The sequence below is a fragment of the Haloarcula sp. NS06 genome (assembly GCF_051122755.1).
GTDB lineage: Archaea > Halobacteriota > Halobacteria > Halobacteriales > Haloarculaceae > Haloarcula.
The window spans coordinates 69,267-94,031 of record NZ_CP184845.1 but is presented as its reverse complement, the minus strand read 5'-3'; the positions used below and the strand labels follow the sequence as shown (position 1 = coordinate 94,031).

General features: G+C 59.8%; 24 protein-coding genes and 1 pseudogene. 13 read left to right on the top strand and 12 right to left on the bottom strand.

What is annotated here, in order from left to right; all coding sequences use genetic code 11:
* Positions 1 to 6: 6 nt before the first annotated feature.
* Genes phnD through phnE (ACODNH_RS20255) form a run of 4 tightly spaced genes read left to right on the top strand, consistent with a single transcriptional unit; the run spans position 7 to position 3,631 of the window.
* Positions 7 to 1,185: a phosphate/phosphite/phosphonate ABC transporter substrate-binding protein gene (gene phnD, locus ACODNH_RS20270; RefSeq protein WP_434531667.1), complete on the top strand. Its 1,179-nt coding sequence runs from the start codon at positions 7 to 9 to the stop codon at positions 1,183 to 1,185.
* Positions 1,186 to 1,200: 15 nt separating this feature from the next.
* The gene (gene phnC / locus ACODNH_RS20265; protein WP_434531666.1) at positions 1,201 to 2,016 is read left to right on the top strand and encodes a phosphonate ABC transporter ATP-binding protein; all 816 of its coding nucleotides are present in this window, start codon (positions 1,201 to 1,203) and stop codon (positions 2,014 to 2,016) included.
* 5 nt (positions 2,017 to 2,021) lie between these two features.
* Positions 2,022 to 2,837, top strand: a complete 816-nt coding sequence (phnE, locus tag ACODNH_RS20260) for a phosphonate ABC transporter, permease protein PhnE (protein ID WP_434531665.1) — start codon at positions 2,022 to 2,024, stop codon at positions 2,835 to 2,837.
* Positions 2,837 to 3,631, top strand: coding sequence for a phosphonate ABC transporter, permease protein PhnE (gene phnE / locus ACODNH_RS20255; RefSeq protein ID WP_306711471.1), 795 nt, complete (start codon positions 2,837 to 2,839; stop codon positions 3,629 to 3,631). The genes phnE (ACODNH_RS20260) and phnE (ACODNH_RS20255) overlap by 1 nt, the downstream gene beginning before the upstream one ends.
* 876 nt (positions 3,632 to 4,507) lie before the next feature.
* On the opposite strand, the gene ACODNH_RS20250 is transcribed toward phnE (ACODNH_RS20255), so the two are convergent.
* From ACODNH_RS20250 to ACODNH_RS20210, 9 genes are all read right to left on the bottom strand, one after another.
* Complete coding sequence (locus tag ACODNH_RS20250) at positions 4,508 to 5,755, bottom strand: P-loop NTPase (RefSeq protein ID WP_434531664.1); 1,248 nt, start codon at positions 5,753 to 5,755, stop codon at positions 4,508 to 4,510.
* A gap of 1 nt (position 5,756) precedes the next feature.
* Positions 5,757 to 6,368 carry a hypothetical protein gene (locus ACODNH_RS20245; RefSeq protein WP_434531663.1) on the bottom strand — a complete coding sequence of 204 codons (612 nt, stop codon included), beginning with the start codon at positions 6,366 to 6,368 and terminating at the stop codon, positions 5,757 to 5,759.
* A gap of 2 nt (positions 6,369 to 6,370) precedes the next feature.
* Positions 6,371 to 7,285, bottom strand: coding sequence for a HEAT repeat domain-containing protein (locus ACODNH_RS20240; protein WP_434531662.1), 915 nt, complete (start codon positions 7,283 to 7,285; stop codon positions 6,371 to 6,373).
* Positions 7,285 to 8,310, bottom strand: a complete 1,026-nt coding sequence (locus ACODNH_RS20235; RefSeq protein ID WP_434531661.1) for an ethylbenzene dehydrogenase-related protein — start codon at positions 8,308 to 8,310, stop codon at positions 7,285 to 7,287. The genes ACODNH_RS20240 and ACODNH_RS20235 overlap by 1 nt, the downstream gene beginning before the upstream one ends.
* Entirely contained in the window at positions 8,303 to 9,022 is a 720-nt protein-coding gene (locus tag ACODNH_RS20230; protein ID WP_434531660.1) for a TorD/DmsD family molecular chaperone, read from the bottom strand. Before ACODNH_RS20230 ends, ACODNH_RS20235 begins: the two co-directional genes overlap by 8 nt.
* Positions 9,023 to 9,032: 10 nt before the next feature.
* Entirely contained in the window at positions 9,033 to 10,214 is a 1,182-nt protein-coding gene (locus ACODNH_RS20225; protein ID WP_434531659.1) for a 4Fe-4S dicluster domain-containing protein, read from the bottom strand.
* Complete coding sequence (locus ACODNH_RS20220; RefSeq protein WP_434531658.1) at positions 10,214 to 13,300, bottom strand: molybdopterin-containing oxidoreductase family protein; 3,087 nt, start codon at positions 13,298 to 13,300, stop codon at positions 10,214 to 10,216. Before ACODNH_RS20220 ends, ACODNH_RS20225 begins: the two co-directional genes overlap by 1 nt.
* A 289-nt stretch (positions 13,301 to 13,589) precedes the next feature.
* The gene (locus ACODNH_RS20215) at positions 13,590 to 14,099 is read right to left on the bottom strand and encodes a universal stress protein (protein WP_434531657.1); all 510 of its coding nucleotides are present in this window, start codon (positions 14,097 to 14,099) and stop codon (positions 13,590 to 13,592) included.
* 128 nt (positions 14,100 to 14,227) lie between these two features.
* Positions 14,228 to 15,376 carry an FAD binding domain-containing protein gene (locus ACODNH_RS20210; RefSeq protein WP_434531656.1) on the bottom strand — a complete coding sequence of 383 codons (1,149 nt, stop codon included), beginning with the start codon at positions 15,374 to 15,376 and terminating at the stop codon, positions 14,228 to 14,230.
* A gap of 194 nt (positions 15,377 to 15,570) precedes the next feature.
* Between ACODNH_RS20210 and ACODNH_RS20205 the strand changes: the two genes are divergently transcribed.
* Together ACODNH_RS20205 and ACODNH_RS20200 are read left to right on the top strand one after the other, a co-directional pair.
* Positions 15,571 to 16,677 carry a tubulin/FtsZ family protein gene (locus ACODNH_RS20205; protein WP_434531655.1) on the top strand — a complete coding sequence of 369 codons (1,107 nt, stop codon included), beginning with the start codon at positions 15,571 to 15,573 and terminating at the stop codon, positions 16,675 to 16,677.
* A gap of 168 nt (positions 16,678 to 16,845) precedes the next feature.
* A complete protein-coding gene (locus ACODNH_RS20200) occupies positions 16,846 to 18,210 on the top strand; it encodes a bifunctional metallophosphatase/5'-nucleotidase (protein ID WP_434531654.1) in 1,365 nt (454 codons plus the stop codon).
* 204 nt (positions 18,211 to 18,414) lie between these two features.
* On the opposite strand, the gene ACODNH_RS20195 is transcribed toward ACODNH_RS20200, so the two are convergent.
* The gene (locus ACODNH_RS20195) at positions 18,415 to 18,936 is read right to left on the bottom strand and encodes a GrpB family protein (protein ID WP_434531653.1); all 522 of its coding nucleotides are present in this window, start codon (positions 18,934 to 18,936) and stop codon (positions 18,415 to 18,417) included.
* Between the two features lie 27 nt (positions 18,937 to 18,963).
* Here ACODNH_RS20195 and ACODNH_RS20190 point away from each other — a divergent pair, with 27 nt between their 5' ends.
* The 7 genes and pseudogenes from ACODNH_RS20190 to ACODNH_RS20160 all read left to right on the top strand — a co-directional run.
* Positions 18,964 to 19,248: a hypothetical protein gene (locus ACODNH_RS20190; protein WP_434531652.1), complete on the top strand. Its 285-nt coding sequence runs from the start codon at positions 18,964 to 18,966 to the stop codon at positions 19,246 to 19,248.
* Between the two features lie 54 nt (positions 19,249 to 19,302).
* A complete protein-coding gene (locus ACODNH_RS20185; RefSeq protein WP_434531651.1) occupies positions 19,303 to 19,476 on the top strand; it encodes a hypothetical protein in 174 nt (57 codons plus the stop codon).
* Positions 19,473 to 19,676, top strand: coding sequence for a hypothetical protein (locus tag ACODNH_RS20180; protein ID WP_434531650.1), 204 nt, complete (start codon positions 19,473 to 19,475; stop codon positions 19,674 to 19,676). The genes ACODNH_RS20185 and ACODNH_RS20180 overlap by 4 nt, the downstream gene beginning before the upstream one ends.
* Before the next feature lie 377 nt (positions 19,677 to 20,053).
* On the top strand, positions 20,054 to 20,377 hold the full coding sequence (locus tag ACODNH_RS20175) for a hypothetical protein (protein ID WP_434531649.1): 324 nt from the start codon (positions 20,054 to 20,056) through the stop codon (positions 20,375 to 20,377).
* Positions 20,378 to 20,530: 153 nt separating this feature from the next.
* The gene (locus ACODNH_RS20170; protein WP_434531648.1) at positions 20,531 to 21,241 is read left to right on the top strand and encodes a hypothetical protein; all 711 of its coding nucleotides are present in this window, start codon (positions 20,531 to 20,533) and stop codon (positions 21,239 to 21,241) included.
* A 170-nt stretch (positions 21,242 to 21,411) separates the two neighbouring features.
* A complete protein-coding gene (gene tnpC / locus ACODNH_RS20165; protein WP_434530227.1) occupies positions 21,412 to 22,797 on the top strand; it encodes an IS66 family transposase in 1,386 nt (461 codons plus the stop codon).
* A 9-nt stretch (positions 22,798 to 22,806) separates the two neighbouring features.
* A pseudogene (locus tag ACODNH_RS20160) lies at positions 22,807 to 23,139 on the top strand (HNH endonuclease); the annotation flags it as partial.
* Between the two features lie 85 nt (positions 23,140 to 23,224).
* Here the strand turns inward: ACODNH_RS20160 and xseB are convergent.
* Positions 23,225 to 23,401: an exodeoxyribonuclease VII small subunit gene (gene xseB / locus ACODNH_RS20155; RefSeq protein WP_434531647.1), complete on the bottom strand. Its 177-nt coding sequence runs from the start codon at positions 23,399 to 23,401 to the stop codon at positions 23,225 to 23,227.
* Complete coding sequence (gene xseA / locus ACODNH_RS20150) at positions 23,398 to 24,609, bottom strand: exodeoxyribonuclease VII large subunit (RefSeq protein WP_434531646.1); 1,212 nt, start codon at positions 24,607 to 24,609, stop codon at positions 23,398 to 23,400. Before xseA ends, xseB begins: the two co-directional genes overlap by 4 nt.
* Between the last annotated feature and the right edge of the window lie 156 nt (positions 24,610 to 24,765).

Here is a 24,765-nt window from a genome sequence, read left to right as displayed (position 1 = left end):
TCGCACATGTCTGCGTCGACAATGAAACAGAACCCATTTGACCGACGATCTGTGTTGAAAATTGGCGCTACTGCGCTCGCAACAGGCGTCGCAGGCTGTTCTCAGGAGAGTAGCCAGAGCACGGAAGAATCCGGCGGAGACAGCGCTGATGGTAGTGACGGATCCAGTAGTGGTGACGGTGGGTCCACACAGAGTAACGATTACCCCGAGTTCGATCCGTCGAATCCGGAGTTCCCGCAGCTGATGCAGACGCTCATCGAGGCTGGCTTCGAGACAGGGTCGCTGCAGGACCTGAAGAACATGGAGGAACGCGAGAAGCCTCGCTACGGTGACCCCGTCCAGAGTACTCCTAGTAATGAAGACGAGCTCATTGATCCGGACCGTATTGCGTTTGCGATGACGCCGACGGAAGACCCAGCAGTCTATCGGGATACGATGCAACCGCTAATGGACAATATCGCAGAAGAGACCGGGAAGGACGTTGAATACTTCCCCCTCAACTCGTACGCGTCCCAGATTGAGGCGATGCGATCCGAACGCCTCCATGTCGCCGGGTTCTCCACTGGGCCAACGCCCTTTGCTGTGAATCTGGCTGGTGCTGTCCCGTTCTCGCTCCAGATCTCGAAGGAGGGTGACTTCGGATACCGGCTGTGGCTCGCCACGCAGGCGGATAACAACGACATCTCGTCGCTTGAGGATCTCAAAGGCAAACGTGTCGCACACGCTGAACCGTCGTCTAACTCCGGGAACCTCGCTCCGCGTGCACTGTTCTCGAACCAAGGTGTCACTCCAGGCGAAGACTACGAAGTGAGCTATTCCGGTGGCCACGAACAGAGCATCCTTGGAGTGGCAAACGACGACTACGATGCTGCCCCCGTCTGTAGCACCTGTGTCACGCGTGTTGCGGAGGCGGACAACATTGATCCGACGAATCTCAAAGTCGTGTGGGCCAGCAATCCGTTCCCCACAACGAGCTTCTGTTACCGCTACAACCTGAAACCAGAAATTCAGGAAGGTATCAGGGCGGCGTTCCTTGATTACGACTACTCGGACACCAAGATTGCGGAGGTATTCGGTGGTCGCGGAAAATGGACAGAGATTGATTACGCCACTGTCTACGATATCATTCTCCAGATTCAGGAGAATAACGAGATTAAGTACAACACCGATAACATCGAAGGCTAAGAAGAGAACCGAATAATGCTCACTGTAGATAATCTGGAAAAAACGTACGACTCCGGTGATAAAGCACTCAAAGGTGTCTCATTCGAAGTCAGTGGTAACGAGATCGTCGCGATTATCGGGCCAAGCGGGGCCGGCAAAAGCACGCTCGTTCGTAGCATCAACAGGCTGACCGAGCCAACTGGCGGGCGCATCTCGCTTGATGATACAGAGGTGACCGGTTTGGAGAAATCAGCCCTTCGCGATGTCCGTCGCGATATGGGCATGATCTTCCAAGAGTTCAATCTCGTAGAGCGCCTCACGGTCATGGAGAACATCCTCTCCGGTCGGCTGGGCTATCTCAGTACGTGGAACGCATTCCGTCGGAACTTCCCACCAGAGGATATCAAGCGCGCACGAGAGATCCTCAGTCGGGTGAATCTAGAGGGCGTCGAGAACAACCGTGCAGATGAACTCTCCGGTGGGCAGCGGCAGCGCGTTGGCATCGCCCGTGCCGTCATTCAGCGACCCAAAATACTGCTCGCTGACGAGCCGACGAGCGCGCTGGACCCCGACACCTCCCGGGAGGTGATGAGCCTCTTGACGGACATCGCTCACGAAGACGATATCCCGATCATCATCAACATCCACGAAGTCGATCTAGCAGTCGACTACGCGGACCGAATCATCGGCCTCAGTGACGGTGAGATCGTCTTTAACGGTCCACCTGATGATCTAGATCAGGCGGCCAGAGACGAGATCTATCGTGGCGGTGAATCAATTGCGGACCGCGAAGAGCCGAGTGCTGGTGGCAGCACTGATTCTGATGACGTCATTGCTGAACGAGGTGACTAATCAATATGGCTGCTGAATCTGGATCGGCCGTTGAAGGATCTTGGGAGCGGCCCACAGTCTTCTACAACAAGAAAGTCAAGTATCTCATCTACGGGCTTATCTTGTTGTTCTTCGCGTATAGCTTCTGGAACCTTCGGATCTCCCCCAGCCGATTCGTTCGAGGGATCGGAGCCGGTGTCGAACTCGTCACGAGTATGCTTCCACCGGCGTACACTCCGTCGCAACGAGAACTCCTCATACAGGGTATCGTCGAGAGTATCGTGATGACGATTGTCGCCACGACAATGGGGATCATCGTCAGCGTGCCGGTCGCGATTATGGCTTCCAATAACCTCTCGCCGAAGCCAGTCTACTACGTCGGTCGCAGCATCGTTGCCGTCACGCGCTCGCTCCACGAGCTCATCGTTGCGATCATCATGGTCAAAGCGGTCGGATTCGGTCCGCTCGCTGGTGTCCTTGCACTTGCGTTCAAAACGATCGGATTCTTCGCAAAACTCCTCGCAGAGGAGATCGAAGATATCGACCGCGGACAGATGGAGGCGATCACCGCTGCCGGCGGGACACCCGTCCAGACGTATCTCTATGGTGTCCTCCCGCAGGTAATGCCCCGGATTGTTGGGCTGTCGATTTACCGGCTCGATATCAATCTCCGTCACAGCACTGTTGTCGGGATTGTCGGAGCGGGTGGTATCGGGATCACGCTGCTGAACTCCTTCGATAAGTACGATTACCAGTTCAGCATGGCGATCATCGCTGTCATCGTCGCGATCGTTATGATCGGTGAAGGTGTTAGCGCCCTCGCCCGGAGGCGGATCCAATAATGTCAAACAGCACTGACTCCTGGAGCCGGTTTGATCGCCGTGAGCGCTTACTCCGGTTCTTTGGGCTGCTGGCTGGGCTCGTCATTCTCGTCGCAGCCTGGCGCGCCATGGAAGTGAATTACGGCTACGCCGTGACTGCCCCACGTGAGCTGGCCGACCTCTTCGGTCGGATGTATCCGCCCAATGTCGGATACTCCCGGAAGATTGTCGGGCCGCTGCTTGAGACGATCAACATCTCGATCCTCGGCACGGCACTGGCCATCGTGATGGCGATTCCGGTCGCGTTCCTCGGTGCCAGCAACACGGCACCCAACAAGCCGGCGTACCTGCTGGGTAAGTTCATCATCTCGTTTACCCGTTCGGTTAACGTCATCATCTGGGCACTGATCTTCGTGGTCATCTTTGGCCCTGGGGCCCTCGCTGGCGTGCTGGCGATTTCGATCAGATCTATCGGGTTCACTGCAAAGCTAATCGCGGAAGCCATCGAAGAGATTGACCGCGGGTCTGTTGAGGCGGTCACTGCAGCTGGGGCATCGCCCGTTGATGTACTCATCTACAGTATCGTTCCACAGATCAAGCCGGCGTTCATCAGCGTCGCGACGCTTCGATGGGACATCAACGTCAGAGCGTCGACGATCATCGGGTTCGTCGGTGCAGGCGGTATCGGCGTCCCGCTGCAGACTGAGATCAACTACTTCAACTGGGAAGCAGTCCTGACGATCCTCATCTCGATTCTGGGCCTTGTGCTCATCAGTGAAGCCGTCTCGGCCTATCTGCGAAAGAAAGTAATGTAGGCGATCGGAGCTCGCATCGCCTATTATTTTTTCTCCTGTGTAGATAATGTTATAGACTTATTGTCAAAAGACTTATGTTTATGGAGCATATATAGTCAGTGGGGCCAACGCCAGTGTCTGCCAACCTGGGTTCCCCTTCTCCGTTTTGACAGGCTCTGTACCGTCAGAGACAGCATCGCGCGACGACCTTCTTGGATAGATGCAGGACCCGAGATGTTGTCGCGACCCGGATACTCAAGTCGGTCTACTAGGGTCCGCTCGTTGTTTTCAACGCCGGCAATTGACCACGCTGACTCCGAGTTTAGGACGGCCAGATAGGCAACGCAGTGATTAGACCACAATTCGCAGGTAACGAGTCCGAGCCCGTAGTTTTGATTTCGACGGGCGTCCCGATTCGCTGAAGCAGGCTAGCTTCTGAAGTAGATATCCCACCCGTCCCTAGTGCATGCACCGATGTGTATGCGGTGGCTTTCAATGTATACACTTGCTCCAGAGCCACGCTGGTATGCTCGAACTGTCCTGTACCGCTTCGGTGCTGAAGAAACACGGCATGGCGACAATCGAATGTCCGCACAAGTGTCACCAGTACTGTCCGCTCCTCACTTCAGTTCAGCAAAGGAATGGTGGGCAGCCGGGGGGAGTGGCATGCACACACCACTCGAAGTCGTCATCCACGACGACAGGTTCTGGACTCGGGCCAATCGATGATCTGGATTGGATTCAAGGGGAAATTGAGCGAGGACCAGAACCCACCTACCGATATACAGTTGGTAATAAAAACGGTTGTGATATCTGCTTGCAGTCTGTCGATTCTGTGATTGCCGCACAGCCATGGACGCGCTATCGAAGGGGGAGGATTGTCCAGTTGACCGTCCGTTAACAGGCCACGTCTTCGACTGTGTCTGGGTCGGTCTTTGATATCTGTAGCGCCCACACGCCGGACCGTTTCTGTTCTATGGCCACCTGTGGCGGTACCGCGGTAAGATCTTCAAGCGCTCCGCTGACGTTACCCGGTCGGGTATCAGTCACGAGATGGAGCGACTCGCCGGGAGCGAGCGCACCGAACTCGGTGCGGACCTGCTCGATGCGCGCCCGGTCAGGGACTCCACGGAGGTCGAGAGCGGTTTCCGGAACTGTCACCGTCGTCCGGTCCACTATGGCTTCGCGTACGTCGTCGCCGAGGTCCCGGAAGGCCTCTGGAACGTCTCCCTCTGTTGAGCGAAGCGACTCGTCGATCGGGAGCTTTGCCAGCACGTCAGCACTGAGAGTTGGGTCGCTACCGAACGGTGCGTGGTCGTCGCCACAGGTGGGACAGGTGAATCCGGCCATGTTGACAACTGCCCCGAGTACCGGGACGCCCTCCTCGCGGAACAACGCCGTTGAGCGCTCCGTATCGCTGGCGGCAGTTGGGAACGGCGTCGTCACGAACACCGCCCCGTCGACGGGGAACGACTGTAGCGTCGTCAACACGATGTCACCGGTCCCCGGCGGCAGGTCAAGCACGAGCGTGTCGACGTCCCAGGCGGCGTCGGTTAGCAGTTTCTCGACGGCCTCGTGAGCCATCGCACCGCGCCAGGCCATCGGTTCGTCGTTGGCGATCAGGCCGACGCTGACGACCTGCAGGCCGTCGATCTCGACCGGCTCGGCACGGCCGTCGTCGGTCGAGCCGAGCGGTCCCGCGATGTCGAGTAGCTCCGGCGTGTTTGGGCCGTACACGTCGGCATCGAACAGGCCGACCCGCTCACCGGACGCGGCCAGTCCGCGCGCCAACTGGGTCGCCACGGTGGTCTTGCCGACGCCGCCTTTCGCGCTGGCGACGGCGATGATGCGGTCCACACCGGGCACGACGGTACCGTGGTCCGGCTCCGCAACGTCCGTTTCTACGCGGACCTCCTCAACACCGCCACACTCTAGCACCGCTGTCCGCATCCGGTCGGTGAGCGTGTCTGCTGTGGCGGGCTCCATACCGGACAGTGTCGGGTCGACGGTGACGGCCCCATCGGTGACGGTGACGGACGACACCAGCCCCGCGGCGACCACGTTCTCGTCGCCGTCGGGGACGGACACAGTTCGAAGTGCGTCCCTGACCGCGTCTTCCGAGGGTTCGTTTTCTTTCCCGGACATGTTACCATGTCTCCCCGTGTTCGGTATCCGGCTCGGGGCCGTCGTCATCATCCATCAGCGTCCCGCCGTAGGGACGGTAGTCGATTTCGAACACGCTGTCGATACGCTCTATTAGGTCCTCGCGCTCGGCGATGTCCTCGGTGTCGAACTCCGCGGCCTCCAGTGCGTCGACGAGGCTGTCGTCGTCGAGTCGCCCGTCGCCGTAGGCGGCGGCGACGCCGTCCCGGAACGTGTCGGCGTTGCGTCGACACCGCAGGCCCTCGTCGATGTCCGTCTCTGCCTCGCTGCGGTCCCCGTCCAGCGAGACAGCCTCGAAGTGTTCGATGGCCCGCCGGTCGAACTCGGCTGCCTTCGAGAGCACTTCCGTGGCCTGCTCGACCGGGCTCAGTTCTGCCCAGGCGTCCCGGGCGACGGGTGCGACCATCGTGTCGACGACGTCATCCCAAGTCGTCGCTCGTTCAGGGTCTTCCAGCGCTTCGGCGACGAACGCGCCGACGTGGTCGTCTGGAATCGTCATGCCCAGCGATGACTCGAGACCGCCGCCATCGTCGCTTTCTGACTTGTCTTCACCCTGTTCCGCTGTCGTTCCGGTCGAGTCGAGTTCGTATGGCATCGTCAGGTCCTGTCCTCCGGGTCAGTGTTCAGATCGCGTCGGGGCTCGAACCCGGGCGCGCCGCCGGGGGCCGGCGACCCGCTCCCGGATCGGGCCGAGCCAAAGGAGCCGGCAGGATCGTACCCGTCGACGGACTGCTCTGCAGGTGTGTCCGGCCCGCTACCGGGAGCCGACGGCGGCCCGATTTCGACATCTATCTCTTCGGGATCGGTCCCGCGGGCACCCGCGAGAGCCTGCTTGGCCGCGCGGGAAACGTCCTCGCTCTGGTCGGTCACGCCGTGGGATTCGAGCGCCTGCTCGGCCCGGTCGGTCGCGAGTTTGCCGAGGCTCTCGGCGGCTTTCGCCCGGGCGAAGGCGTTCGGCTCCCGGGCCAACATCGCGGCCAGGATTCGCTCGGCCTCCGACACGTCCTCGGCGACCCCGCCGAGGAACTGGGCTGCGTACTCACGGACCGCTGGATGGGGGTCGGTCTTGATGCAATCGACCAGAAGCGGCTGGTCTGCGTCGCCGCGCTTGCCCATCGCGATAACGGCGTTCCGTCGCACCCAGCCGCTGTCGTCGTCAAGCGCCCCCTCCAACTGGTTAGCGCCGCCGCCGACCCGCGAGAGGGCGACGACGGCCTCGGCCCGGACCCACGGCTCCGGGTCGTCAAGTGCCTGCCGGACAATGACCGGCGCAGCCCCGGCAACACCGAGCGCTTCCACGGCGAACTGCCGTACTTCGGGGTCGTCGTCTGCCAGTGCACGCTCCCCCAGCGCATCAACCGTCTCCCTGTCGAGGCCGGACTCCGCCGCATCCACTAACGCGATTGCGGCGTCCTGCCTGGTTCGGACCCGTGTGTCGTCGAGCGCGTTGCGGACCGCTGCCTCCGTCTCGCCCGGCGTCCGACCGCGTGCGCTCCAGTTCTCGTAGCCCATCACGCCAGCCTCCAGTAGAGGACCGTCCAGCCGGCGACTGTCGCTGCGATGAGCGTCCCAAGCGACGTGTATAGCGGGTTACTACTGCCGCCCGAGCCGCCATTGCCACCACTGGAGTCGCTGCCGGTGGCGCTACCTGCACTCGTACTGTCCCCGCTACCACTACCGCTACTCTCGGGTGCCGTGAGTTCGCCGGACGCTGTATCGAGCGTACTGTACTGCATCGTCAGCGACTTCTTGCCGTTGACCTCGTCGGCGCTGCCGTTCCAGACGGCGAAGGCGAGATACATCGTCTCGTTCTGTGAGAACGTCGCGTCGTGTTTCCCTTCGCCGGTGTGTTCCCGAACAAAGACGACGGACCACTCGTCGCCGTTGCGCGTGGCCTGTGCGTCTACGTTCTGCTGTGGGGCGTTGCTCAGCGAGCCATAGCCCGCCGCGTAGTAGTTCTGGCCGTAGTTTTCGTACTGGCTCTGTGATAGTGGATTCCCAGCCGCGAGCCCCGGTTTGGTTTCCTCGTCCGGGTTTGGGTAGGCGTACATATCGTTGCTCCACTCTGCGTCCTTGTCGTTCCCATACTGCCACTGGGATCGCCAGTACCAGATGTTGACCGGGTCGCCGCCGGCCCCCATTGTAATCGGCGGTTTCTCGCCGCTGTGAAGCATCACGGCCGCTGCGTCGCTGTAGTTCTTCGGCGACCGGATGTTCGTGTCCTTTGTCGGGTCCGTCCATGTCAGCCGGAAGGCGACATGAGTCTCGTTGGTCAGCGCCTGCACCTCCATCTCATCGATGCTCCCGCCGCCGTAGGGGACGGCCATCTGCTGTTTCGATAGCGAGACGGTCCGTGATGGGGCATCCGACCAGCGGTCGCTGTCGGCGGTCTGTGGGACTTCGTCAGTCGCGACCAGTGGTTGCTGGCCGCCAGTGACGGCTGCAGCCACCGCCATCTGGCCGGCGATCAAGAGCGCCACGACGAGCGCCGTCGCCGTCGTTGCCCGCCGGGCCGCCTCGTAGTCGAGTTCAACCATCGGCTCTCACCCCCGTTCCGGGCGAGACCGGATCGGGATGGCTCGCCTCGTCGAACTCGACCAGGGCTGCCGCCAGGTCCGCGGCGGCGGCGTAGACGGCGCTCACCTCGGGCACCTCTCGGTCGGAACTGCCGTCGCCGTCGACGGTCCTCTGGACCCGATGGGCGAACGCCGGGACGAAATCTGTGAGATGCTCGTCCAGCACCGTCGCGCCCGCTCGTGCGAGGCGAACGGCCGTCTCGTCGTCACCGCTGTCGAGGGCGACCGCCCGCTGTGCGGCGAGCACCTGCAACAGTTCCAGTTCGACGGTGACGTGGTCGTGGCGCTCGTCGAACTCGTCGCTGATTTCGAGGCCGAACTCCTCTAACAGGCCGACGACCGTGGCGATGCGGCGCTGGCTCTCGTTGACCTCCTCACCGGTGGTGTAGTGGGCCTCATAGGGGATGACCGGATAAGTCCCTTCGTCGCTCGGGAGGCCGAAAAGCCGGTTGTACGCCGGTTCCAGCGAGTCGCGGTCAACCCCGTCAAGCGCGTCGAGTAGCGCGTCGACCTCGGCTTCGAGGTCGAGCGCAGCCCCAGCCTGCCGGACGGCGTCCTGTACTTCCTGATCCTGCAAATCAGCGATGACGGCTTCGTCGGGGTACTGGAAGACCGCCGCGGCAAACCCGTACAGTGCAGCGCGTCGCGTGTGGTGTTGTGGCGTGTTTTTCATTGTACACACCTCATGGCTGATTGGTCCACTGTTCGCCCTCGCGGACCTCCATGGGCTCCTCGATGGGCACGTCCACGACCTTCTCGCCGTTGCGGTCCCAGCCCTTCACGCGGTTCTCCTTGACGTTGTACGTCTCGATGAGCCGCGTCGTTGCGCCAAACAGCTGGAGGATACCCAGCACTTCGTGGCTGGGGTTGCGGGCCCGCTCTTGTACGATGCGGACCGACTCCTCGTAGGTGTCGCCGGGCCACTCGTTTTCTTTGACCTCCGTATTCGGCGTGAACATCTGGGTCAGGAACTCCGGCGGGACGTGATACGGCGGCATGTAGAACACCTGCGGCTGGGTCCCGAACTGCGGGTACAGCGGCAGGGCCACCTTCTCGTCGGAGTGGACAAGGTAGTTGATCGGCGAGCGGCCAGACGCGGCAGAGGATTTGCCCCCCGCCGGGCCGGCGTCCGGCCCGCGGTTGATGTTGCCGTGGAGCCGCGTCTTCCCGATACAGGAGGAGACACATCGCGGGACGTTCCCCTCCTCGATGCGGGGGTAGCAGCCGACCGGCTTCTCGGTGACGCCCGTCTCGGGGTTGTACATCGGCTTGTGGTACGGACAGGCCTTCACGCAGCGGCGGTAGCCCCGGCAGCGCTCCTGGTCCAGCAGGACGATGCCGTCCTCCTCACGCTTGTAAATGGCCTTCCGCGGGCAGGCGGCCAGACAGGCCGGGTTCTTGCAGTGGTTACAGAGCCGCGGGAGGTAGAACTGCCAGATGTCGTGGTACTCGTCGTTCTCTAGGTCGGACTCGACAACCTCGCCCTCGGGGTACTCCCCGTGTACCTGGTCGTCGCCCAGCGCGGGGTACTCCCAGGCCTGCTTCTCGGCGATGTAGCCACGGACCTTTTCGCCGTTATCTGCGGCGTCGAAGATGGTCTGGTCGGACTCTAGGTCGTCGAGCAGTCGCATATCCCAGCCCATCGGGTAGCCGCCGTAGGGCTCGGTCTCGACGTTCATCCACCACATATACTCCTCGCCTTCGCCGCTGGTCCAGGTCGACTTACAGGCGAACGAACAGGTGTTGCAGTTGATACACCGGTTCGTGTTGATGACCATCCCCCAGTGGTAGTCCCGCTCTTCCTCGCGGTGTTCGTAGGGGTAGCTGTGCTCGCGGCCGAGTTGTGGGTTGTACGTTTGTGCCATCAGTCATCGCCTCCCGGAGTCTTCGTGCCAGTACTGCTGGAACCGCTACCGCTGGGCTGTAGCGACCCGCCGATGTAGTCCTCGACGAGGTCGTCCCGGCGGGCGTCGCCGGGCCACCAGTCCGCCTCCTCGTACTTCTCGACGTCCACGAGGTCGTCCCGGTTGGTCCCTGTCGGGGCCCATACTGTCTCCTCATAGCCGTGCTCCAGTTCCGCGCCGTGCCAGGCGATGTCCTCGTCGACGATGTCGGAAACGTTCGGGTCGCCGAACACCCCTTTGTGAACGAGGTCATCCGTCTCCTGCAGCGGGTCGAGCCAGATGTTGGTGATCGTGTTGTACCCCTTGACGCCGTCCTCGTCGGCCTCGTCGTCGGGGAAGTGCTGAGGCCACCAGCCGTGCCACAGCGTCAGCTGGCCCATGTCTCCGGCCGACCGCGGGCGCTGACGCTCGCTGACCATCGCTCTGACAACGAGGTCGCCGCGCTTGCCGGTGATGCGGACGTAGTCGCCGTTCTCCACGTCGATGTTCTCGGCGTCGCTGGGGTGCATCTCGACGAACGCCTCACCAAGCGGCGCGACGTCTTCGGACTCGCCGTCGCCCGTGGGGAACGAGAAGTCGTCGACGAGGCGGTCAGTACCTTCTGGATCGCCGCTGACGCTGCCGAAGTCACGCGAGGCCCAGATGAGGTTCCAGTCGGTCATCCCCCACGAGGAGTGGGTCCGGTATTTGGGGTGAGGGGTATTGTAGTAGAACTGGTTACCCTCGTCGTGGTACAGCGGGTTCTCCTCGTCTTTGGCCTCGTCCCACTTTTTGTTCACGCCGTATGGAGTTCCCTCGACGCTCTCGACATGGTCGATGTCGTCCCGGCCGAGTTCGATGAAGCGGTCCTCCTCCTTGTGGAACTCCATTCGGCCGGTCTTCGTGTAGAACGGGCGGTCCTCGTGGACCTGCGAGTAGAACGGAATCCGCGGATAGGTTTTCAGGTCTAGGCGTTCTGGCCCATCCTCTAGGTCCTCCACGTCAATGCTCTGGGTCGTCATCCCGCGGTCGAAGGCCTCCTGAATGTAGTTTGTCACGTCGCCGTCCTCGTCCAGGAACTCCTCGAAATACGCACGATAGGAGTCGACGTTGCGCTCCGCCGACGGGATCTTCTCATCCAGTTTCTCGGCGACCATCGCGATGGCTTCCCCGTCCTGCTTGGTGTCGTACATGGGGTCCATCACGCCGTGGTCCATCTGGACGAAGGGGTTCTCCGGCCCAACGGTGATGTCTGGGTACTCACACTCCAGCCAAGACGGCACGGGGAGCACGATGTCGGCGTGTCGGGCGGAGTAGGTCATATGCATATCCGAGACGATGAACAGGTCGTTCTCCGTGTCGGGGTGTTTGACGAAATTCTCGATGACGTGCTCCTGATGTTTGGTCTGGTTCAGGAGGTTGCAGTTCATCGTCCACAGAATGGACGGCTTGGACATCGTATACGACCCCGCGTTCTTGGGCATCACTGGCTCCTCAGCATCGCCCTGTGACACGAGGTCCAGCTCACGGTCGAAGTCGCCCCGGATATCGTGCGGATCGAGTTTCTCGCCGCCGAAGAACGCGAAGGCGTAGCCAGGATACATCCCGTGTGCGGCGTTGCCGTCAGGGTTGACGTAATGGGGGTAGCCGTCTAACAGTTCGATCTTGTACTGGCCCGAGTAGTTGTAATACCCTTGGCCGGCGTCGCCGATGTTCCCGAGCATCGCCTGAACAAGGAACACTGCCCGCTGGAGCGCGTCATTGGAGTGGAACCAGTGGTTGATGCCCTCGCCGGTGAACCACTGGCCCTTCTCGGCATCGGCGAACTCCCGCGCCGTCTGAGCGAGCTTGTCCGCCGGGATCGTCGTGATGTCTTCGACCATCTCCGGGTCGTAGTTCTCGATGATGTTGTCCCGCTGGCGAGCGAAGTCGCTCCGGACGGTGACGGCCGAGCCGTCGGTCAGTCCTACCTCGGTGTCAACGTCCAACTGCGACGTGGTCGGCATCTCCTCGCCGACCTCCTCGCGTGTCATCGGGACCAGGTCGCCGTTCTCGTCCAGCACGACGAAATCGCCCCAGTCGTTGTGCTCGTGCTGCTCATCAAGGTCCTCCGGCGGCTCCTCGTGGTCCTCGAATACCTCGTGTGCGCGGAGGTACTTGCCGGTGTCCTCCCGGATCAACAGCGGGAGGCTCGTGAACTTCCGCATGAACTCGGCGTCGTACAGCCCTTCAGATATGATGACATGGGCGATGCCGAGCGCGAACGCCGGGTCGCTGCCGGGACGGATCGGAAGCCACCGGTCGCACTTCTGGACCGTCGGCGAGTAGTCCGGGTAGACGCCGACCATCTCCCCGCCGCGCTCGCGAGTCTCTTGCAGGAAGTGGTTGTCCGCGAGTTTGTTGTGGATGAGGTTCTTGCCCTGGATGATAGTGTAGTCGGCTTTTCGCCAGGCAGCGGCATCGGCATCGGAGGTCTGATACCCCGTCGTGATGACGTGTCCCGGTGGCAGGTCGGCGTACCAGTCGTACTCGGTCCATTCACAGCCGCCGAAGATGGACGCGAGCCGGCGGCCTGAGCCGTGTCGGGTGAACAGTCCATCTGCCTTGATGGCGTTGAAGATATGGAACCGCTTGTTGTCCTCTAGGTTCGCCATCTTCTCGGCGATGAGGTCGACGGCCTCTTCCCAAGAGACACGCTCGAATTCATCCTCACCACGGCCTTCTGGATTGGGGTTCTCGGGGTCCCACCCCTTCCGGACCATCGGGTATTTGATGCGGGAGGGCTCGAACGTCCGGCGGTGTAGGGAGAGCCCCTTCATACAGCCCCGTGGGTTCCAGTGCTGGCTGACGCCGGCGTCCTCGTAGCCCGACGGGCCGACCGAGGGCTCCTCGTTGTGGTACACCTGCTCGGCCCGTATCGGGACGCCGTTTTTCATGTAGAAGTTCAGCGCACACGACTGGGTGCAGTTGGGGTGACACACCGTCCAGTCCACCTCGTCGTAGGCGTAGATGTCGTGGTACACCTGTTCCCAGTCTCGGTTCGGATAGGACTTGAGCGGGTTGTCCACGCTTGTTATCGGCTCTGTGGACTGTGTCGCGCCCCATGCTCCTTCGGCAAGCGCGCCGACCGTCCCTGCACCCGCCGCGGTCAGGAAGTCGGCGCCGTGACAGTTTCATCACCGGGCATCACTCCGTTGGACAGCGCGTATCTGCATACGTGGTTTCCACGGCGTTTGCTAAATGAACGATACCACAGGTTCCCAATCGGTGAGACAGGGCGCGAAGATATTCGGCGGAAAAGCGTCCAAGGACGACCTTCTATCTTCAATACTTGCTTTGCCGAACGACCGACGTTACCTATTCTGGGAGATAAAAATCGGATTTCTGTTGTCTGTGCGGGGACGTGTTCCTGAGCTTGGCGATCTTCGACGGGTTACGATGTCGAACGATGACAACGTCGTAGGCATCGTCCGAGGCAATCGATCCCCCAACACTGCTGATACTTGTGACGAGGTGGCCGGCGTTTTCGCTTCCGATGAATACCATTGAGGCGTCTTCTCTCTTGGCCATCTTGCGGATGGCTTTCGCTACAGCCCCAGCCGGCGCGTACCGATCTACGACTGTATGGCGGAAATCCGAACTCGGACACAGGTCCATCACCTGTTCGTGCAGTGAGGTGACGACCGTCTCCAGATCGAAGTCTTCGTTCGGCCCGATCCAGTCGTGTTCCCGAGCGTACTTGGCATTCCCATCCCGGATGACACTGACGGCCAGCACATCCTCTTCGAAGACGGTGCCGAACTCCGTCGCCCGGACGAGTGCTGCCTCGGCCAGTTCGGAGCCGTCGAACGGCACAACGAGTGTCATATACTGACTAGCGGAGCAGCAGACAAGTAACACGCTGTCCATTCCTACAATGCGGGAAGACAACGCCAGAATCTAAGAGCCAGTACCGAACCGATACCCGAGAGACCCGCACGCAGAACGGTAGTCCATCAACTCCCGAGGGACAACCGTTCGTCGCCCATTCGCTTGCCCTGCGCAACGAGACGCGCTCCGTAGTCGGTCCGGGCATCATCCCACGCCGCCAGTGCGTCCCCAAGCGAACTGTGGCGGTCGAGAGCGGCTTTGAGTTCAACGGCGTCACTGGCCGCCTTCGAAGTGCCAGCGGCAGTGTGCGGTCGGGCGACGAACGCCGCATCACCAAGCAGACAGACCCTGTCGACTGTCATCCGGGGGATTTGCAGGTCGTAAATCGCCTGCACAAAGGGGGCTGCTGTTGTTACAACGAGGTCGGTAAACACGGGCGGCAGTATCTCGGCGGCCCGCTCGCGCTGGCGGGTTTCGACCGGGTCGCGGAGCTGCCCCGGCGACACGCTGAACTGCTGGCTCGTACCTGTTGTGTCAGTGAAAATAGTCTCACGCTCTCGCCCGGAGAGTGTGTCGTACCAGACCCAGTTGAGACGGCGGTCACTTGGGGCGGTGCTGCCATCCTCGCCCGGGATGAAGTACGCGAGGATGAGCATCTGTTCCCCTTGATAAAATGTGAAACGGCCATCGAACGCGTCAATGACTGCGTCCGACAGGTCCGCTTCCGGGACGACACCACGCCAGGCGACGTAGTTAGCAAACTCCGGGTCGGTGTCGGGAAACAGTTGCGCACGGGCTGTAGATTGCCCGCCGTCGGCAGCGACGACCAGATCGGCGGTGGTCCGGTCCCCATCAGCGAATCTAATCGTGCCGTCTGTGGCCCTGATACCCGTGACAGTCCGACCGGTGTGGTAGCGGTCGTCCGGGAACGCCGCTCGCAACTGACGATAGACGGCGTCCCAGGAAGTGAACACCATTGAATCCGGTGTCGATGTCCGTACATCGCCGTCAGCGGTCAGAAAGCGCCGCTCACTGGCTCGGGTGGTTATTCTCGCCGGGTCAACGATGTCGTGACGTGAGAGGAACTGGCGGATTGACTGCTGGGCGACGATGCCGCCGCCGCGGCTTCGGAGGTCACCGGCCGATTGCTCAGCGATAGTCACGTCGTGGCCTGCACTGTCAAGAGCGATGCCGGTAAACAGGCCGCCCATCGATCCGCCGGAGATAGTAACAGACCGGGAATCGGATGGCTCGTTGGCGAGGTCCTGAGACACGGCCCCTCTCAGCGCTTGCCGTATGAAAGGCCTCTGTTCCTCTGACAGATGACAGTATCGTTCCCAGACACCGACTTTGGGAAGCGCCGGTGAAGCTCAGACGCTATTCCGCTGTTACTCATCATGCTACGAAGTACCGGTGGGGCCTCGTACCGAGTCGGACTATTAATGTCAGTCTACACTAAACACGGCATATGCGAGTCGCGGCAGTCGGAATCGGTGGTGCTGGGGGCCGGATCGTTGAGCGGCTGTGGCAGGACAATCAACGCCGCGAAACAACGTATCTCGGTGCGGCCTGTGCTGTCGACACGGACACCGAAGCGCTCGACGAACTCGACGCACTTCCGGCCGACCGGCGGCATACCTTCGGACTCTCCGAAACAAATGGGACCGGAACAGACGGGGACCGAACGAGCGGGACCGCCGCTATTGAAGACGAACAGCTCGAAGTTCGCCGGGCGATAGACGAACTGGTAACAAGCGACATTGACGCCATCGTCGTCGTAGCCGGGCTTGCGGGTGGGACGGGCAGCGGCGCCACGGCCCACATTGCTGATGCGCTCAGAGAGGTTTACACGATCCCAGTCTACTGTCTGGCGGTGTTACCCGCAGGTAGAGACAACGATGCAGCCGCGAACACGATGCAGGGACTCCGGGCGCTGGAATCGACCGTCGACGGGCAGATACTGTTCGATAACGAAGCGTGGCTCGGCAGCGGGCAGACGGTCGAGGCGGCCTCCGAGACGCTGAATGAGACAGTTGTGACGCGGCTGGGGGCGCTATTTGCAGCGGGTGAGGCGACGGCGTCCGACGCTGTCGGCCAGAGCGTTGTCGACGCCAGCGAAATAATCAATACCCTCTCGGATTCGGGCTTCACAACGCTTGGCTACGCCAGTCAGGAACTGCAGGCGGACGCTGGCAGCGGTGACGGGACAGTTATAGACCAGCTCAAAAACCGCTTTCTCGGTGACAGCACAGACGATGTCGACGAAATCGAGGCATACAACGCCGTCGAGACGACACTCCGCCGAGCGGTGCGTGGCAAACTGACGGCCCAGTGCGAGCTAGATTCGGTTGATAGAGCCCTTGCTGTGTTTGCCGGGCCGCCCGCGTGGTTGATTCGCGATGCCGTTACCGACGGGCGGCGATGGCTCACAGAGGAACTCCAGTCACCGGAGGTTCGGAGCGGCGATATGCCGACGCCCGATCAAAACACGCTGTCGATTCTGGTTGTACTGAGCGGCGTCACAGAACTGCCGCGACTGGTGGAGCTCAAAACGCTGGCCGAACAATCGACCTAAAGAAATCGGATCGTAACAAGTGGTGGACGCGCCAATCGAGGCTATTTTCCGAAAACGCATCTCGCCTAGCAATAGAGACGGTTTCGCTGGGGACCAGAGCGGGAGCCCCGGGCTAATATATCACAAGCGAAATACACTTTTATGCCCCGCTGGAATCGGCTTTGAGCGATGTCGGTCCGGCTGCTCCACTACTCAGACATTGAGAACGCCTGTGACGATCCTGTGCGAATGGGTCGGCTTGCCGGAACCATCCAGTCGATCTATGGGGAGGACGCAGTAGTCGCTGGCACCGGCGACAACACTGCACCGGGTGTCCTCGCCCACTACTGCGAAGGGCGTCAAGCGATGCCGTTTTTCCGGGCAGTGAGTACCGACATCGGGACGTTAGGAAACCACGATTTCGACTTTGGAACTGATCCTATTCTGGACGTGGTTTCGGAGAGTCCACAGGAGTGGATTGTCGCGAACGTCTTTGAACGGGAGAGTGAGGACGAGTGTGGCGTTCCCTTCGCTGGGTTAGACGGAACGACAGTCCTGCATCGGGATGCCCAGCGAGTCGGATTCGTCGGCGTAATCGATCCTGCGACTCCCCGGATTGCGCCCACCGGCGCGTCAGAGCTGAATGTGACCAGTCCTGTCGAGAGCGTGCGGACAGCGGTCAGTGAACTCGGTGACAGTGTCGATCATTTCGTCGTTCTCGCACACTTGCGGAGCGACTTAGAGACCGACGTTGCGGCCGTTGACGGCGTCGATGCGGTCCTCGGTGGTCACGTCCACAGGGAACGCCACGAAATTGTCGACGGAACGCTGGTCGTCCGCCCCGGAGCGAACGGGCAGGTGGTCTGGAAAGTCGAGCTCTTCGACGGTATTCGCTCGCCGATTGCCACCCGTCATACGACAGCCGAGGGACCTATCGACGAGTTCGTGGCTGACATGATACGTGAGCGGCTGGCCGATGTCGGCCTACTGGAGACTGTTGCCACTGTTGATGACCCGATCCATCGGGATATCGACCGGCGAACCTGCGGCGAGAGTCGTGTTGGCAACCTCGTGGCCGACGCCTATCGCTGGGCGGCTGATACCGACGTTAGCTTCGTCCACAATGGCGGTCTTCGAGAGGGGCGACCCCTGTCCGGCGAGGTCACTGCTGGTGAGGTGGCCAGTGTACACCCTTTCGGCGGTACGGTAGAAGTCCTCCACGTCACGGGTGAACAGCTACGAGCCCTCTTGGAGGCGGCCTTCCGTCCCCACCGCGGAGACGGACGGCTCTGGCACGGCGACGTCAGCGGGATGACCGTCAAGTACGATTCTGAGGCTGGACGGCTAATCGGTGTGGCTGTCAACGGCCAGAATATCGAAGCCGATCAAGAGTACAGCCTTGCCACCAATTCCTACGTCGTCTACAGCGATGACTGGCCAATTCCACAGGAGGCACCCGTCGATTCGTTCGGCCTTCCGTTCAAGGCCGTCGCGGACTACGCTCGCAAAGAAGGCCTCACTGTCCGGATGGATGGACGACTGCAAGAATGCTGACCAGTTCCCACAACGAATCACTCTGTGTATGGCCCGGAACAGGAGCGTCTCCGGCCTCAAGCGGTGTTGACGCGAAGTCCCGGGTTCTGTATCCCGGTCTCGTTCATCAGGGTGGTCGTGGACGACCTTGCGCTGCTCGTCAAAGCGCCGTAGTTCTCGAGACAGTTCCGCCAGCAACTGCGTGAAATACTCACTCAGTATGAACTACTCACTCATTGTACGATCGAGTACATCTTGGATAAAATCACTCTTTTCAGCGGTGTATTTCTCTCTCGTTTTTGGGTACTTCTGCGCTAGTGCCCGCTTTACCGACGCATATTGTTCAGCGACCTCCGGATACTCTCTAAGGTACTCCCTGAAGGCGATTTTTTCGTGATAGAAGTCACTCTCCCATTCCGTGAGCGAGAGGTAGTGTGTCCGGTTCGTGCGTGGCCCTTTAGCGAAGAATAGCCGGCCGTGTACGTCGTCATCGGGTCGGTACTCATACCCGTTCTCCTCGAGAACTCGAATAAAGCCCCTCACATCTTTCAAGTCTTCGACAACAGCGAGTATGTCAATGATCGGTTTCGCTGGCACTCCTTCGATCGCGGTACTACCGATGTGTTCGAAATCAAGCACTCGCTCACCTGCAACGGCTTTCAGGTGCGCAACTTCCTTTTCGTAGAGGGGTTTCCACTCCGCTTGATACGGGACAAGTTCGACTGTCCCTCGTTCTAATCCGATCATTGGTGCCGTGGACTGCGTTTCAAGCATATGTCTGTTGCACGAACTGATAGAATTTTGCTCTGCACTGAGGATTCAGGAGTCTCGAAGACGGTGTGTGGACGGTTCTATATCACCCTCACTATAGGGGAGTTCTGGGAGGTCAGGACTCCAAAGAGACAGTCCAGAAATATCCAACACGCCGAGACTCTTGACGACGGACTCGTCGTCAACCCCGGCAGTGTCGGCCAGCTATGGGACGGTAAGATCAACCCTGCGCTGTTCCCAGCGATATCCCGGCGCTTTCCAGTAGCTGGGTCGGTGTCGGTCGGGTGACAGCCTGATTTCGGGAGCGGTAAGCTTACACTTTCTATCCAACAACTATAACTCATGGTCTCCAAGCAGACGAAAACCACCCTCCCCTTCATCCTCGTCGCAGTGCTACTCTGGTATGTCTCACTGGGCAGTGTCGCTACGTGGGTATCATTGGCAGTTCTTATTGGCGTTGGCGTCGTGTTGCCGACAGTACTCACCAGCTATCAGCGGGACGCAACTGGGCAATGAGCGACCTCTACAACCGTCTCGACCAGTGGCTCCGCGCCCGTTCGCGCGCTGAATACGCACTCGTGACAGGAGTCATGACGGCGGCTATAATGTTTGGGATTGGTATCGCCATCGGGAGATCACTGGGCTCCGACGCAATGGTGGTCGGACTTACCATGACGGTGGTCTACTACTGGCTCAATCCCAATGAGAATGGATAAACAGCGACTGTCGACTGATCCACTCGCCCCAGTACTCGTTCGTCTCTGCCGGTAGCGTGTTCAGGATTTGACGTGTGTTGCATTTATTGCTCCGTGACTGGTTCTACGAGGGGGTTCTTTGACGAGTTTTGCAGGCTGTTCAAGGTATCCCGGTGCGGTTTTTACGGGCCTCGTGGGACGCCTGCTCTGGAATGTCCTGTCGGCCAGCGTCCCGACGTTCGCGTCTGACCGCACAGTCGAGCCGTCCTCAGCCCCATCCCACGTCTCTGAACATCGGTAGATAGCTTTCTGCAGGACTCGTTGCAGAGGAAGATCGGTCGGCGCTTCTAGGCGGGGAAGTAGACACGTTTTTACTGATCGGTTCTAGATTTCGTTCTATGGCGGTAGATACCAATCGGTGTGAGAGCAGTTGTTCTGCCACGCTTCCCGATGTTGTTCCATTCAATCTACCTCATCTGTCACGACAGAGTTGGGAATTAGGCACACGCTCTATTCACGATGAGCAATCAACGGCGCTCGGCACATGGTCCTATCAAGCTGGGCAGTGGTCGCTGTCGCTGTTTGAGGTAACGAGCGAGACCGCCATTATCCGTATCCAGACACCTGTTGGTCGAAAGCGGTATTATGGGGCACTTCAATCAGAACTCCGCGCAGCGGTTCAGGAACTCAAAGCGAGCCCGGCTTGGCAGAAAGTTGTGTGAGTAACGATGACGTGTCGCTGACCGAACTCGCAACCGACCAGAGCCGAAAGCTCCTCCTCCAGCACCTCGAAGCAGATGGGTGCTCATTCTGTGGCCTTCTTCGACCGCGTAGTCCCAAAGGACATGTACTGACCTGCAAAATACCAGCCAGAGATGCCACCTGACCGACTCCGGAGTATCGTCCCGATGTTCGGCGGGGCGACAAGCTACGTCAAGACACTCACTGCAATCCTCGAGTATGTTGATGACCAACAACCTACACCCGATGAACTCATCGGCTGGCACCGGGGCCACTTCGAACGAGTCTCAAGTCGAGACTCGATCCAGCGCCGAATCGACTATCTCGAAAATGTCGGCTTTATAGAACATGACGGCCATCACTGGCGCCTTGGGCCAGAGGGGACCACCTACGTCGCTGAGCAAACGACCGAAACGCTGCTCGAAATCATGTGTCGCCGTAACGTCGGCCTCCGTAGCCTGCTGTACTCGCTCGTCCCCGCTCCGATGACAATCGAAGAAATCGGGCACCAGCAACTCAACACACACGCAAACTTGGGCTGGGATCCAGCCAACACGGATATGGCCAAACAGCGGGCGAACTGGCTTCGGAGCCTCGGACTCGTCCACAAGGACGGTCACCAGTATGCACTCACGGATGGGGGCCACCAGTTTGTCGAGACCGCCGTCGAGCAGTGGGCCGGATCTGATCCACGTCCCGACACAGCCACCACAGCTGCTCCAACTGCAACGACCTACGAAACGACGGTCCAGGCCCGGGCAGTTGACCCGGAGTTCCGGGAGACGGTACTGGTCCAGTATGATGGTACGTGTTTAGCCCCGATGAACTTCGCCACTATCTCGTAACAGGCGACCAATCGGGGGCATATGTACCCTCAGCAAGGGCTAATTGGATTTCTCCAGGGATGGTCTCCGCTCGGAGACCATCCCGGTGACCCTGCTGAGGTAACGCTGAGGTGGTCATAGTGGATTGGGATGACCTCAGTAAAGACGAACTTCTCTCACGGTTTCTCCAGATGGAAGAGCGAATTGACGAGCTGGAGGAGAAGCTTGAGCAAAAGGACGAACGGATCGAAGAGCAGCAAGAGCGAATCGAAGAACTCGAAACACGGCTTCGCAAATACGAGAATCCACATACACCGCCTAGTAAGCGACGGTCGGGGACTGACGAGTCCCCGACCTCGCAAGATGACGAAGGCGACGATGTCAGAACTGATGGCGGCACTCCTGGACGGAAGGACGGTCACGACCCAGAGTGGCGCTCTACAGCTGATCCAGACGAAGAAGTTGAGGTCACCTGTGACTGTTGTCCAGAGTGTGGCCAACACTTCGACGAGTCGGTGGGCGTCAGCCCCCGACTCGTCGAGGAGATACCGGACCCGCAGCCACCAGAAGTCACGCAGTACAACCGCCACTGCTACCAGTGCGACTCCTGTGGGACTGAGACAGTCGCTACACACCCCGACTGCCCCGATGAGGGGCAGTTCGGGGTGAACGTTATCGCCCAATCAGCACTGTCGAGGTACGACTACCGCCTCCCCTATCGGAAGATTGCAGACCGTTTCGAGCAGCTGCATGAACTGGAGTTGTCAGGCGCGGCCGCGTGGCACGCGACCGAGCGCGCTGCGCGCGCCGGTCGCTGTGAATACGAGCAGATCCGCCGTCAGATCCAGCAGGCTGACGTTGTCCACATCGACGAAACAGGCGTCAAACGGGATGGTGAGCAAGCATGGATCTGGACGTTCACCACCGAGAACCATACGCTCTACGCGGTTAGAGAAAGTCGTGGAAGCGACGTTCCCGCGGAAGTCCTCGGCGAGGACTTCGCGGGAACAGTTATCTGTGATGGGTGGACGGCCTATCCAGCTTTCAGCGACAATCTCCAACGGTGTTGGGCACATATTCTGCGAGAGGCTGAAGATGCCGCTGAAAAGCAGCCAGAAGGCAAACCGATTTACGACTCTCTCAAGCAGTTGTACGTCGCTCTCCAGACGCGACTGGAGAGCGACTTGACTCTTCGTGAGCGAGCAGAACTCCAGCGTGTTGCACGAAGAGAGCTTGAGTCGCTGATTGAGCGGTCGGTTCCCGACGGACCAGTGGCAACACTTATCAGAAAAATCGAAGGGGGCCTCGACCACTGGCTCACCTTCGTCGGTGAGCCAGCGGTCTCTCCGACGAACAATGCCGCCGAAAACGCGCTCCGTGAACCGGTGGTTCTCCGGAAACTTATCGGAACACTCCGCAATGACCGCGGGATGTTCGTTCATGAGACGGTGCTGTCCCTGCTGGCGACGTGGCGCCAGCAGGGACGCAATCCCTATGACGAACTCAAGCGAGTCTCCCGAAACAACGAGATGATCTCACGAGATCAGGCTGTGCCGGCCGTTGAGTCATCGGGGTAAACACGTACGTATGATGGAACCTGTCCGATATCTGGTGTTGACCATCGCGGGCTGTTGGATGTCGCTCATGTCCTGCCCTGGAGTGATTACCCACAGCACCGGGCGGATCCTACCAATGTCCTCCCGCTCAGCAAAATCCACCACGCAGCCTTCGACCGTGAACTATTCACCATCGACCACGACTATCGGCTGCAGATCAATCCCGACTTCGAGACCAACAGTGACCTGCTGAAACAGACAATCATTGACCGGGCTGGTGAGTCTGTCCCCCAGCTGGACGGAAACGTCGCGCCAGCGTATCTCCGGCAGTACAATGACTCAATTGGCTGGGTGACGAACTAATTGGGAGCAAGATTGTGGCTAAAATTGACATATGAGCTGATTCCGTGAGGAGAGTACTATCGCTCAAGACAGTTTGAACCGGACTTCAGCGATCAATAACCTCTCCATCCCCAACTGCCAGCTCTGATTCGAGTTCGCCAATCAGTTCCGTCCCCTCAGCATGGAGTTCGTTCGCTCGTTCCAGCGAGACGTCTCCGTTTTCGAGTTGTTGGATAATCTGTTCAAGCCGGTCGGTCTTGTCGGCGATTGTCTCGTCTTTCATAGTGGAAGCAGGATGTACAGGAGCAAGGCCACAACGAGCAAGCCCAGCGCTACCAAGATGAGCAGCAGCCGCTGACGCTGGCGGCGATGGGCTGCGTCCTCCTGTTCACGTTTTCGCTGCTGATCGTACTGGGTTCGTGCTTGCTCTAGCCGGTTCTCAAGCTCGGTCAGTTCATCGCGAACGTGTGTGTCGTATGTGCGGTCAAGCTCAGCATCGAACGCGGACAGATTTGACTCGACCGTCCGTCCGTAGGCACGTGTGAGCCGGCCATCCATCGTTTCCAGTGCCGTCTCCACGGTCTCTGTGTAGGCTGTGTTGAGGCGTTTTTCGAATGTTTCCAGTTCCGCGTTCAGCGTTGTCCGCTCCGGAACGATGTTGCCCACCTCGGTCGGTGTCATCACCCGCCTGTCAGCCACTTCATCGGCCAGTGTTCGGTCGTTCTCGTGGCCGACCCCAACCACAATCGGTGTCTCGGTTTTGTGGATGACACGACAGAGTGGTGTTTCGTTGAACACCCGGAGATGCTTGTCAGAACCGCCACCACGAGTGAGAACGATGACATCAATCAGCGGGTCGTCATCAAGTTCACTGATCGCGCCCATGATCGACATCATTGCATCATCGCCTTGGACACTCGTGTTCTGGATGACGATATCCACATCAGGATACCGCTCGTGAATGCTGGTGACCGCATCCATCCGGGCATCGCTTGTCGCACTGGTGGCGATCCCGATTCGCTCTGGGAAGTCTGGAAGAGCCTGTTTGTGCTCCGGATCAAGCAACCCATCCGAGTCCAGCAGTTGCCGGTTTTGCTCGTAGATACGCTGGTACGTGCCTTCACCGACCTCAACGATGTCTTCGATGATGACGGACACGTTGCCTCCCTCCTCGTAGTACGACAGCGAGCCTTTGACAGCCACCTGCATCCCGTCCTCGATTGCGGTGTCGATAGCTGACCGCTTGTACCCGAAGAGCACACAATGAATCGTCGAGCCCTCATGGACCAGATCAAGGTGGACATGGTCATTCGAGGACACGCCGTAGTCAGAGACGTCACCGACAACATAATTGAAGGCAAGCTGGTCTGCACTCTCAACAACTGCGCCGATATCCTCATTCAGCGTATCGACGTAGGTAATCCGCTCCGTTTGGAGTGCTTCCTGAAGTGTCTCCAGCGATGTCTCCGTCGACTCCGACTCCGAACCCATTCGGCTCCTCTGTAGTGCAGTTGTGTACTTAAGCCATGGTGGTACCGTCAGGTCGATTCCGTCAGATAACCAAGGTCACCAGCAGCAACAGGCACAGACTAGCGGCGGGATTTTTCCGGGCCGTCGCTGCGGTGGCCAGTAGATGTATTGTCCCGA

Bases quoted from the DNA above. Each gene is read 5' to 3' on its own strand.
- ACODNH_RS20230 (WP_434531660.1), bottom strand. From the start codon at position 9,022: ATGAAAAACACGCCACAACACCACACGCGACGCGCTGCACTGTACGGG.
- phnE (WP_306711471.1), top strand. From the start codon at position 2,837: ATGTCAAACAGCACTGACTCCTGGAGCCGGTTTGATCGCCGTGAGCGC.
- ACODNH_RS20215 (WP_434531657.1), bottom strand. From the start codon at position 14,099: ATGACACTCGTTGTGCCGTTCGACGGCTCCGAACTGGCCGAGGCAGCA.
- phnE (WP_434531665.1), top strand. From the start codon at position 2,022: ATGGCTGCTGAATCTGGATCGGCCGTTGAAGGATCTTGGGAGCGGCCC.
- ACODNH_RS20190 (WP_434531652.1), top strand. From the start codon at position 18,964: ATGTCTGTTGCACGAACTGATAGAATTTTGCTCTGCACTGAGGATTCA.
- ACODNH_RS20235 (WP_434531661.1), bottom strand. From the start codon at position 8,310: ATGGTTGAACTCGACTACGAGGCGGCCCGGCGGGCAACGACGGCGACG.
- ACODNH_RS20170 (WP_434531648.1), top strand. From the start codon at position 20,531: ATGCCACCTGACCGACTCCGGAGTATCGTCCCGATGTTCGGCGGGGCG.
- ACODNH_RS20195 (WP_434531653.1), bottom strand. From the start codon at position 18,936: ATGATCGGATTAGAACGAGGGACAGTCGAACTTGTCCCGTATCAAGCG.
- phnD (WP_434531667.1), top strand. From the start codon at position 7: ATGTCTGCGTCGACAATGAAACAGAACCCATTTGACCGACGATCTGTG.
- phnC (WP_434531666.1), top strand. From the start codon at position 1,201: ATGCTCACTGTAGATAATCTGGAAAAAACGTACGACTCCGGTGATAAA.
- ACODNH_RS20200 (WP_434531654.1), top strand. From the start codon at position 16,846: ATGTCGGTCCGGCTGCTCCACTACTCAGACATTGAGAACGCCTGTGAC.
- ACODNH_RS20205 (WP_434531655.1), top strand. From the start codon at position 15,571: ATGCGAGTCGCGGCAGTCGGAATCGGTGGTGCTGGGGGCCGGATCGTT.
- ACODNH_RS20225 (WP_434531659.1), bottom strand. From the start codon at position 10,214: ATGGCACAAACGTACAACCCACAACTCGGCCGCGAGCACAGCTACCCC.
- xseA (WP_434531646.1), bottom strand. From the start codon at position 24,609: ATGGGTTCGGAGTCGGAGTCGACGGAGACATCGCTGGAGACACTTCAG.
- ACODNH_RS20175 (WP_434531649.1), top strand. From the start codon at position 20,054: ATGGCGGTAGATACCAATCGGTGTGAGAGCAGTTGTTCTGCCACGCTT.
- ACODNH_RS20185 (WP_434531651.1), top strand. From the start codon at position 19,303: ATGGTCTCCAAGCAGACGAAAACCACCCTCCCCTTCATCCTCGTCGCA.
- tnpC (WP_434530227.1), top strand. From the start codon at position 21,412: ATGGAAGAGCGAATTGACGAGCTGGAGGAGAAGCTTGAGCAAAAGGAC.
- ACODNH_RS20250 (WP_434531664.1), bottom strand. From the start codon at position 5,755: ATGTCCGGGAAAGAAAACGAACCCTCGGAAGACGCGGTCAGGGACGCA.
- ACODNH_RS20180 (WP_434531650.1), top strand. From the start codon at position 19,473: ATGAGCGACCTCTACAACCGTCTCGACCAGTGGCTCCGCGCCCGTTCG.
- ACODNH_RS20245 (WP_434531663.1), bottom strand. From the start codon at position 6,368: ATGCCATACGAACTCGACTCGACCGGAACGACAGCGGAACAGGGTGAA.
- xseB (WP_434531647.1), bottom strand. From the start codon at position 23,401: ATGAAAGACGAGACAATCGCCGACAAGACCGACCGGCTTGAACAGATT.
- ACODNH_RS20240 (WP_434531662.1), bottom strand. From the start codon at position 7,285: ATGGGCTACGAGAACTGGAGCGCACGCGGTCGGACGCCGGGCGAGACG.